Source organism: Streptomyces sp. NPDC127092 (assembly GCF_042722475.1).
In the GTDB taxonomy this organism is placed as follows: Bacteria; Actinomycetota; Actinomycetes; order Streptomycetales; family Streptomycetaceae; genus Streptomyces.
On sequence record NZ_JBHXFE010000107.1, the window covers coordinates 1 to 3,107 of the forward strand.

Here is a 3,107-nt window from a genome sequence, read left to right on the forward strand (position 1 = left end):
GTGTCAGCCCGCCCCCGTGCCGAAAGTGCGTCAGGCCGCCGCGCTCATCGCGACCTCCGCCGGGGCGAGGGCGAGTTCCAGGACCTGGCGGACGTCCGTGACCGGGTGGACGTCCAGCTTCTCCAGGATCTCGGCCGGCACGTCGTCCAGGTCCGCCTCGTTCCGCTTGGGGATCACGACCGTCGTGATGCCCGCGCGGTGAGCCGCGAGGAGCTTCTGCTTCAGGCCGCCGATCGGCAGGACCCGGCCGGTGAGGGAGACCTCGCCGGTCATCGCGACGTCCGTGCGGACCAGCCGGCCGGAGAGCAGCGAGGCCAGGGCCGTGGTCATCGTGATGCCCGCGCTCGGGCCGTCCTTCGGGACCGCGCCCGCCGGGAAGTGGATGTGCACGCCGCGGTCCTTGAGACCGGTGACGGGCAGCTCCAGCTCCGCGCCGTGCGAGCGGAGGAAGGAGAGCGCGATCTGCGCGGACTCCTTCATCACGTCGCCCAGCTGGCCGGTGAGCGTCAGCCCCGCCGCGCCCGTCTCCGGGTCGGCCAGCGAGGCCTCGACGAAGAGCACGTCGCCGCCGGCGCCGGTCACCGCGAGCCCGGTGGCCACGCCGGGCACCGCGGTGCGGCGCTCCGCCGGGTCCTGGGCGGACTCGGGCACGTGGTGCGGACGGCCGATCAGTCCGCGCAGCTCGTCCGCGCCGATGGTGAACGGCAGTTCCCGCTCGCCCAGTTCGTGCTGGGCGGCCACCTTCCGCAGCAGCCGGGCGATCGAGCGCTCCAGGGTGCGGACGCCCGCCTCCCGGGTGTACTCGCCGGCCAGCTTCCGCAGCGCGGCCTCCTCCAGGACGACCTCGTCCTTCTCCAGGCCGGCCCGCTCCAGCTGCCGGGGCAGCAGGTGGTCGCGGGCGATGACGACCTTCTCGTCCTCGGTGTAGCCGTCGAGGCGGACCAGCTCCATGCGGTCGAGCAGGGCCTCCGGGATGGCCTCCAGGACGTTCGCCGTGGCGAGGAACACCACGTCGCTCAGGTCGAGTTCGACCTCCAGGTAGTGGTCGCGGAAGGTGTGGTTCTGCGCCGGGTCCAGGACCTCCAGGAGCGCCGCCGCCGGGTCGCCCCGGTAGTCGGAGCCGACCTTGTCGATCTCGTCGAGCAGGACGACCGGGTTCATCGACCCGGCCTCCTTGATCGCGCGGACGACACGGCCGGGCAGCGCGCCCACGTACGTACGCCGGTGGCCTCGGATCTCGGCCTCGTCGCGGACGCCGCCGAGGGCGACCCGGACGAACTTCCGGCCCATCGCGTGGGCGACGGACTCGCCGAGCGAGGTCTTGCCGACGCCGGGCGGACCGACCAGCGCGAGGACGGCACCGCCGCGCCGGCCGCCCACGACGCCCAGCCCGCGCTCGGCGCGCCGCTTGCGCACCGCCAGGAACTCGGTGATGCGCTCCTTCACGTCCTCCAGGCCCGCGTGCTCGGCGTCCAGGACCGCCTTCGCGCCCTGGATGTCGTACGCGTCCTCGGTCCGCTCGTTCCAGGGGAGCTCCAGCACCGTGTCCAGCCAGGTGCGGATCCACGAACCCTCGGGCGACTGGTCGCTGGACCGCTCCAGCTTCTCGACCTCCTTGAGGGCCGCCTCGCGGACCTTCTCGGGCAGGTCGGCGGCCTCGACGCGGGCCCGGTAGTCGTCGGACTCGTCGCCCTCGCTCTCGCCGTTGAGCTCGCGCAACTCCTTGCGGACCGCCTCCAGCTGACGTCGCAGCAGGAACTCGCGCTGCTGCTTGTCGACGCCCTCCTGGACGTCCTTCGCGATGGTCTCGGCGACGTCCTGCTCGGCCAGGTGCTCCCGCAGCTGCGCGGTGGCGAGCTTGAGGCGGGCGACCGGGTCGGCGGTCTCCAGGAGCTCGACCTTCTGGTCCAGGGTCAGGAAGGGCGAGTAGCCGGAGTTGTCGGCGAGGGCGCCGACGCCGTCGATCTGCTGGACGCGGTCGACGACCTGCCAGGCGCCGCGCTTCTTCAGCCAGCTGGTGGCCAGCGCCTTGTACTCCTTGACCAGTTCGGTCACGGCGCCGGGCAGCGGGTCGGGCAGGGTCTCCTCGACGACGGTGCCCTCGACCCACAGGGCCGCGCCGGGCCCGGTCGTCCCGGCGCCGATGCGGACGCGGCCGCGGCCGCGGATCAGCGCGCCGGGGTCTCCGTCGGACAGCCGGCCGACCTGCTCGACGGTGCCGAGCACGCCCGTCCCGGCGTAGGTGCCGTCCACCCGCGGCACGAGCAGCACGCGCGGCTTGCCGGCTCCGCTGCGCGCGGCGGCCTGCGCGGCCTCGACCGCGGCCCGTACGTCCGCGTCGGACAGGTCCAGCGGCACCACCATTCCAGGCAGCACGACCTCGTCGTCGAGCGGCAGCACAGGCAGAGTGAGCGGCGCGGACGCCATGGACTCAGAAGCCATGATCTCCCCTTCGGCAGTCAAGTTGAGCTCTGTGGACTCAATGCACCTGCGCCGCGGAATGTTCCCCGAGCCGTGTTCGCTCTGAGCGATCGGCCATCCGCAGGCCGTGAACAGGCGATGTAATACCTCCATGGATATCTCAGCCATTACTTCGGCCTGGGTGCGCGGCTGGACCGTCTCCCGTGGCACCCCGCCGCCCGTCGTCGAGCCGTGGGGCTACCGCATCGACGTGGGGCTGCCCGGGCACGTCTTCCGGCACGTGCTGCCGCACCCGGACGAGGTGTCCGTGGGCAAGCTGTGCGCCGCCGTCACCGAGCCCGGCGCCTGGCTGAAGGTGATGGCGGCACCCGAGGACGTGGCGCCCTGGATCACCGAGGGCTGGACGATCCCCGACGACCCCGGCTTCATGATGACCAGGCGGCTCGACCCCTCGGTCCGGCCCGCACCACCCGAGGGGTACGCGCGGACCACGGAGACCGGTGACGGGGTGATCCGGGTGCGGATCCTCGCGCCCGACGGGACCCTGGCCGCCCGCGGCCAGATCGCGCCGACCGGGCCGACCGCCGTCGCCGACCAGATCGAGACCGACCCGGCCCACCGCCGCCGCGGCCTCGGCGCCAACGTGATGCGCACGCTGGAGGCGGCCGCCGCGCAGGCGGGCGCGG

At 73.3% G+C, this 3,107-nt stretch carries 2 protein-coding genes; one reads left to right on the plus strand and one right to left on the minus strand.

Annotated elements, in window-relative coordinates; translation table 11 throughout:
- Positions 1-30: 30 nt before the first annotated feature.
- Positions 31-2,442: an endopeptidase La gene (gene lon, locus ACFWJO_RS37475; RefSeq protein ID WP_386872594.1), complete on the minus strand. Its 2,412-nt coding sequence runs from the start codon at positions 2,440-2,442 to the stop codon at positions 31-33.
- A gap of 130 nt (positions 2,443-2,572) precedes the next feature.
- Here lon and ACFWJO_RS37480 point away from each other — a divergent pair.
- The coding region (locus ACFWJO_RS37480; protein WP_386872596.1) for a GNAT family N-acetyltransferase at positions 2,573-3,107 on the plus strand (535 nt) is incomplete at its 3' end.